The 5,183-nt window shown below is 45.0% G+C and carries 2 protein-coding genes, 25 tRNA genes and 2 rRNA genes; all 29 read left to right on the plus strand.

Annotated elements, in window-relative coordinates; genetic code table 11:
* Window positions 1-196: 196 nt before the first annotated feature.
* Window positions 197-727, plus strand: coding sequence for a peptide-methionine (S)-S-oxide reductase MsrA (msrA, locus tag CLV38_RS13165; protein WP_106196436.1), 531 nt, complete (start codon window positions 197-199; stop codon window positions 725-727).
* Window positions 728-845: 118 nt separating this feature from the next.
* Window positions 846-961, plus strand: a 5S ribosomal RNA gene (gene rrf, locus CLV38_RS13170).
* Window positions 962-971: 10 nt separating this feature from the next.
* Window positions 972-1,044: transfer RNA gene (locus CLV38_RS13175), tRNA-Val, on the plus strand.
* Window positions 1,045-1,053: 9 nt separating this feature from the next.
* Window positions 1,054-1,126: transfer RNA gene (locus CLV38_RS13180), tRNA-Lys, on the plus strand.
* Between the two features lie 23 nt (window positions 1,127-1,149).
* Window positions 1,150-1,231: transfer RNA gene (locus CLV38_RS13185), tRNA-Leu, on the plus strand.
* Window positions 1,232-1,240: 9 nt separating this feature from the next.
* Window positions 1,241-1,313: transfer RNA gene (locus tag CLV38_RS13190), tRNA-Thr, on the plus strand.
* A gap of 32 nt (window positions 1,314-1,345) precedes the next feature.
* Window positions 1,346-1,417, plus strand: a tRNA-Gly gene (locus CLV38_RS13195).
* Window positions 1,418-1,455: 38 nt separating this feature from the next.
* A tRNA-Leu gene (locus CLV38_RS13200) sits at window positions 1,456-1,541 on the plus strand.
* Between the two features lie 20 nt (window positions 1,542-1,561).
* Window positions 1,562-1,635, plus strand: a tRNA-Arg gene (locus CLV38_RS13205).
* A gap of 11 nt (window positions 1,636-1,646) precedes the next feature.
* Window positions 1,647-1,720, plus strand: a tRNA-Pro gene (locus tag CLV38_RS13210).
* A gap of 15 nt (window positions 1,721-1,735) precedes the next feature.
* Window positions 1,736-1,809: transfer RNA gene (locus CLV38_RS13215), tRNA-Met, on the plus strand.
* Window positions 1,810-1,830: 21 nt separating this feature from the next.
* Window positions 1,831-1,904: transfer RNA gene (locus tag CLV38_RS13220), tRNA-Ile, on the plus strand.
* Window positions 1,905-2,001: 97 nt separating this feature from the next.
* Window positions 2,002-2,074, plus strand: a tRNA-Met gene (locus CLV38_RS13225).
* Between the two features lie 87 nt (window positions 2,075-2,161).
* Window positions 2,162-2,234: transfer RNA gene (locus CLV38_RS13230), tRNA-Asp, on the plus strand.
* Window positions 2,235-2,239: 5 nt separating this feature from the next.
* Window positions 2,240-2,310: transfer RNA gene (locus CLV38_RS13235), tRNA-Gly, on the plus strand.
* A 30-nt stretch (window positions 2,311-2,340) separates the two neighbouring features.
* Window positions 2,341-2,414: transfer RNA gene (locus CLV38_RS13240), tRNA-Ile, on the plus strand.
* A gap of 18 nt (window positions 2,415-2,432) precedes the next feature.
* A tRNA-Glu gene (locus tag CLV38_RS13245) sits at window positions 2,433-2,504 on the plus strand.
* A 23-nt stretch (window positions 2,505-2,527) separates the two neighbouring features.
* Window positions 2,528-2,617, plus strand: a tRNA-Ser gene (locus CLV38_RS13250).
* 146 nt (window positions 2,618-2,763) lie between these two features.
* A tRNA-Met gene (locus tag CLV38_RS13255) sits at window positions 2,764-2,836 on the plus strand.
* Between the two features lie 95 nt (window positions 2,837-2,931).
* Window positions 2,932-3,004 (plus strand) — tRNA-Asp (locus tag CLV38_RS13260).
* 12 nt (window positions 3,005-3,016) lie between these two features.
* Window positions 3,017-3,089 (plus strand) — tRNA-Phe (locus CLV38_RS13265).
* Window positions 3,090-3,099: 10 nt separating this feature from the next.
* Window positions 3,100-3,180 (plus strand) — tRNA-Tyr (locus CLV38_RS13270).
* Window positions 3,181-3,187: 7 nt separating this feature from the next.
* Window positions 3,188-3,258: transfer RNA gene (locus CLV38_RS13275), tRNA-Trp, on the plus strand.
* A 62-nt stretch (window positions 3,259-3,320) separates the two neighbouring features.
* A tRNA-His gene (locus tag CLV38_RS13280) sits at window positions 3,321-3,393 on the plus strand.
* A gap of 6 nt (window positions 3,394-3,399) precedes the next feature.
* A tRNA-Gln gene (locus CLV38_RS13285) sits at window positions 3,400-3,471 on the plus strand.
* 22 nt (window positions 3,472-3,493) lie between these two features.
* A tRNA-Cys gene (locus CLV38_RS13290) sits at window positions 3,494-3,564 on the plus strand.
* 17 nt (window positions 3,565-3,581) lie between these two features.
* Window positions 3,582-3,665: transfer RNA gene (locus CLV38_RS13295), tRNA-Leu, on the plus strand.
* 309 nt (window positions 3,666-3,974) lie between these two features.
* The gene (locus CLV38_RS13300; RefSeq protein WP_106196438.1) at window positions 3,975-4,610 is read left to right on the plus strand and encodes a ThuA domain-containing protein; all 636 of its coding nucleotides are present in this window, start codon (window positions 3,975-3,977) and stop codon (window positions 4,608-4,610) included.
* 500 nt (window positions 4,611-5,110) lie between these two features.
* Window positions 5,111-5,183, plus strand: a 16S ribosomal RNA gene (locus CLV38_RS13305); the annotation flags it as partial.

Below are 5,183 nucleotides of genomic sequence, written 5' to 3' on the forward strand. Positions count from 1 at the left end.
GCTTACTTAAGATATTGAACCGCCGTATACGGAACCGTACGTACGGTGGTGTGAGAGGACGATAAATGAATTAATCATTTATCTCCTACTCGATTCAATACTGCAGTTTTATGTTAAACTCTATAATACACATACTGACCAAGTAGTGTGATGAAATCGGTAATTAGAACAGGACGCTTATGAAGGAGGAAGAACAATGGCAAATTTAGAAAAAGCTGTTTTCGCAGGAGGCTGTTTCTGGTGCATGGTAGAACCGTTTGAGACCTCACCCGGGATTCATTCAGTCACATCCGGCTACACAGGCGGACATGTAGAGAATCCGACTTACCGCCAAGTTACTTCAGGTAAAACGGGACATACAGAAGCAGTAGAAATAACCTATGATCCTGAAGTCGTTTCTTATAAAGATCTTGTAGAGATTTACTGGAGACAAACTGACCCAACAGATGCAGGCGGCCAATTTGCAGACCGAGGAGATTCCTACAGACCGGTTATCTTCTATAATACGCCGGAACAGAAAGCAATCGCAGAAGAATCGAAAAATGAACTGACCAACAGCGGAAAGTTCAAACAGCCAATTGTTACCAGTATAGAAGAAGGTAAGCCGTTTTATCCTGCTGAAGATTATCACCAGGAATTCCACTTAAAAGAGTCCGCCTACTATAAGCGATACAGTGTAGGATCAGGAAGAGCAGGCTTTTTGTCGAAACATTGGAAAGATGAGTAGCCTTTGATTCTAAAGGATGAAAGAATTGATTTTAATTATTTTTACAAAAGTTGTTGACAAAAGATGAATATCTTTGTATGATATAAGAGTTGCTGCAGTAACCTAATGCAACAAACTGTATAGTGGCGATGGCGAGAAGGATCCACCTGTTCCCATTTCGAACACAGCCGTTAAGCTTCTCAGCGCCGAGGATAGTGAAGGGTTTCCCTTTGTGAAAGCAGGACGTTGCTATGCAGTACATATTGGAGGTTTAGCTCAGTTGGGAGAGCATCTGCCTTACAAGCAGAGGGTCAGCGGTTCGAGCCCGTTAACCTCCATAGCTACAAGAGCCGTTAGCTCAGTTGGTAGAGCATCTGACTTTTAATCAGAGGGTCACAGGTTCGAATCCTGTACGGCTCATATATAAGGTTAACCTTATATATGCGGATGTGGCGGAATTGGCAGACGCACTAGATTTAGGATCTAGCGCTTCACGGCGTGGGGGTTCAAGTCCCTCCATCCGCATTGTACTAAGCCGGCTTAGCTCAGTTGGTAGAGCAACTGATTTGTAATCAGTGGGTCGAGGGTTCAAATCCTTTAGCCGGCATTTTTTCATGAGCAGAGATGTTCTGCTCTGATGCGAAAGTAGTTCAGTGGTAGAACATCACCTTGCCAAGGTGGGGGTCGCGGGTTCGAATCCCGTCTTTCGCTTGGGAATATCCACTTAGTAAACCAGATCATACACTCTTGCCGGGGTGGCGGAATTGGTAGACGCACAGGACTTAAAATCCTGCGGGGAGTATTCTCCGTGCCGGTTCGACTCCGGCCCTCGGTATGTCACATGCACCACAGTATGCACCCTTAGCTCAATTGGATAGAGTACCTGACTACGAATCAGGCGGTTAGAGGTTCAAGTCCTCTAGGGTGCACTTTTTATCTTCGGGAAGTAGCTCAGCTTGGTAGAGCACTTGGTTTGGGACCAAGGGGTCGCAGGTTCGAATCCTGTCTTCCCGATTAGTAACATTAAATGGCGGTGTAGCTCAGCTGGCTAGAGCGTACGGTTCATACCCGTGAGGTCGTGGGTTCGACTCCCTCCGCCGCTATTATATTTTTAACGGATCCGAGGACCTTTAGCTCAGTTGGTTAGAGCAAACGGCTCATAACCGTTCGGTCGCAGGTTCGAGTCCTGCAAGGTCCATTGTTATTGCCATGGCTGTTGAAGCTTTAGCAATTACAGACATGGTACACTTGGACGCCAGTCCACAGTGGAACCTATATTTCTTTTCTAATATTATCGCGGGGTAGAGCAGTTGGCAGCTCGTCGGGCTCATAACCCGGAGGTCGCAGGTTCAAGTCCTGCCCCCGCAATTGCCATGGCTGTAGATGCTTTAGCTTCTTACAGACATGGTACACTTGGACGCTAGTCCACAGTGTATCCTATGAAGTTTTTCGTGAGGTCCCGTAGTGTAGCGGTTATCACGCCTGCCTGTCACGCAGGAGATCGCGGGTTCGAATCCCGTCGGGACCGTTTTTGCGGGTGTAGTTTAGTGGTAAAACCCCAGCCTTCCAAGCTGATGTCGGGAGTTCGATTCTCCTCACCCGCTTTATACTTAAATAGTATAACCTGATTTTCAGGGCCTATAGCTCAGCTGGTTAGAGCGCACGCCTGATAAGCGTGAGGTCGATGGTTCGAGTCCATTTAGGCCCATTGCAACATAAAAAACCAGGCCCCTTGGTCAAGCGGTTAAGACACCGCCCTTTCACGGCGGTAACACGGGTTCGAATCCCGTAGGGGTCATGATAACTTAATAGTTATATAGTGGAGGATTACCCAAGTCCGGCTTAAGGGAACGGTCTTGAAAACCGTCAGGTGTGTAAAAACGCGCGTGGGTTCGAATCCCACATCCTCCTTTTCATGGCTGTTGAAGCTTTAGCGATTACAGACATGGTATACTCAAGCTTCAGCTTGCAGTATCTCATTTTGAGATTGTTGCTTCTTTAGAAGCTTACAAGCATTGTACACTTGGGCATAGCTCACAGTGTATCCTATATATTATCGCGGGGTAGAGCAGTTGGCAGCTCGTCGGGCTCATAACCCGGAGGTCGCAGGTTCAAGTCCTGCCCCCGCAATTGTCATGGTTGTAGTTGCTTTAGCAACGTACAACCAGGACACACTCAGGCAACAGCCTGCAGTGTGTCCTATAAAAAGTTTTTAGCAAAAGTGAGGTCCCGTAGTGTAGCGGTTATCACGCCTGCCTGTCACGCAGGAGATCGCGGGTTCGAATCCCGTCGGGACCGTTTTTGTTTTAAGGCGCTGTAGCTCAGTTGGTAGAGCAACGGATTGAAGCTCCGTGTGTCGGCAGTTCGACTCTGTCCAGCGCCACTAGTTTTTTGGAGGGATAGCGAAGTGGCTAAACGCGGCGGACTGTAAATCCGCTCCTTCGGGTTCGTAGGTTCGAATCCTACTCCCTCCATTTTGTTAGGGGTATAGTTTAATGGTAAAACTATGGTCTCCAAAACCATCGATGTGGGTTCAACTCCTGCTACCCCTGTTAGTTCCTGTTCATACTATGGAAAGTATGTATCAAAAATAGGAACGATTATATTTTTTATGGCGATTGTGGCGAAGTGGTTAACGCACCGGGTTGTGGTCTCGGCATTCGTGGGTTCGAACCCCATCAGTCGCCCTTAATTGGGCTATAGCCAAGCGGTAAGGCAGCGGGTTTTGATCCCGTCATTCCTAGGTTCGATCCCTAGTAGCCCAGTTTTAATTGAATAATTTAAGATGGCGGTATAGCCAAGTGGTAAGGCAGAGGTCTGCAAAACCTTCATCACCGGTTCAAATCCGGTTACCGCCTTATCTTCAATAAATATTGCCGGCGTGGTGGAATTGGTAGACACGCTGGACTCAAAATCCAGTGCCCATTAGGGCGTGCCGGTTCGACTCCGGCCGCCGGTATATAAAGCAAACGCGCACACTCTATTCAATTAGAGTGTGCGCGTCTTTTTGTCTAATCATCACAAAATGGGGAGATCGAATTAATGTAAACGCTTGACTGATTTGTGCTAAAATAAATGGTGAAGCATCTATAACAGTGCAAGTAAAGAGTTCAAGATAACTACATTAGGTTAATCAGAGTATTAGAAAAACTGGAGAGCATTAACTGATTATTTAGGGCAAGGATGATTCACATCAGAAAGTGTATTTTTTGAAACACCAAGAGTAGGCATCATGTCTATATCAATCAGATAAAAGGAGCGATTATGAATGAGGATAATAGCTGTGCTGGGAGATTACTATCACGAGGAAGCGCCGCTTAGAGAAGCTCTTTCTCAAGTGATGAATAAGTTACAGGGAGTTGAGTTGATCTATTCAATACGGAAGGATCTAAAAACCCACCTGAAAACAAATCCGGAGCTAGTGATACTTGGATCAGAAAATCGTATAGATCCAACGGTGGAAGAACCAAATGAATGGATGAGGGACTTAGATGAAATTAGTATTATTGAGTATGTTGAGAATGGAGGATCCTGGCTGGCTTGGCATTCGGGCTTAGCGAGTTATGAAAACAATGCCTCTTATACAGATATGATTGGCGGGCATTTCAAGCATCATCCTGAAAAGCATGTGACTGTTCGTTATCAGTACAGAGAAAATCATGACCTTGGTAAGGGGGAAGACGGATTCAGCATCACGGATGAACACTACTTTATAGAACAGAGTGAAGGTGTTTCAGTTTTTCTCGAATCAATTTCAGAACACGGTGAGTCAGTTGCCGGATGGTCTAAGCGTTATGGCAAAGGGAAGGTGTGTGCATTTATTCCTGCGCACAATAGAGAAGGTTTATTGGATGCATCTGTACAGGATGGTTTGCGCAATGTAATAGAATGGCTTTCTGATTAAAAGGATTGTCTTATGCGACTGAAGAGCCATCTCTTCCGCAAAATACTTCTATATAGAAGAAAGCGTTCAGTGTATCAGAAGGTAAAAGGAATTCATTTTAAAAAACGAAAAAAAGGATTGACGATGTAATGAATTCCTGTTATTATTAATCTCGTTGCTGTAAAGGCCTAATAAGGCTTGCAACAGACAAATAATTACTTATTGACAAGTAGTTATAAAGAGGTTATACTTAAGTAGTTGTCGTTTGAAAGAAGAGTTGATTTAAGCACAATACAAACTGGAAGAAATTTCAAAAAAGTATTGACAGTGAATCAGGACGATGGTATGATATATAGGTTGCTGCTAAAACAGAGCAACACCAACCGAACGAGATAGATCTTTGAAAACTGAACAAAGTAGAAACAACCAAATGTGCAAGGGTCTTCGGTCCGTTTAGGGCCGGAGACAACAAACGAGTTAACCTAGTTAACTCACAAGCAATACAATGAGCAAGTCAAACTTAAAATGAGAGTTTGATCCTGGCTCAGGACGAACGCTGGCGGTATGCCTAATACATGCAAGTCGAACGCTGAA

Origin of the sequence: Alkalibacterium olivapovliticus, assembly GCF_003003275.1 — a bacterium.
In the GTDB taxonomy this organism is placed as follows: domain Bacteria; phylum Bacillota; class Bacilli; order Lactobacillales; family Carnobacteriaceae_A; genus Alkalibacterium; species Alkalibacterium olivapovliticum.

Bases quoted from the DNA above. Each gene is read 5' to 3' on its own strand.
- msrA (WP_106196436.1), top strand. From the start codon at position 197: ATGGCAAATTTAGAAAAAGCTGTTTTCGCAGGAGGCTGTTTCTGGTGC.
- CLV38_RS13300 (WP_106196438.1), top strand. From the start codon at position 3,975: ATGAGGATAATAGCTGTGCTGGGAGATTACTATCACGAGGAAGCGCCG.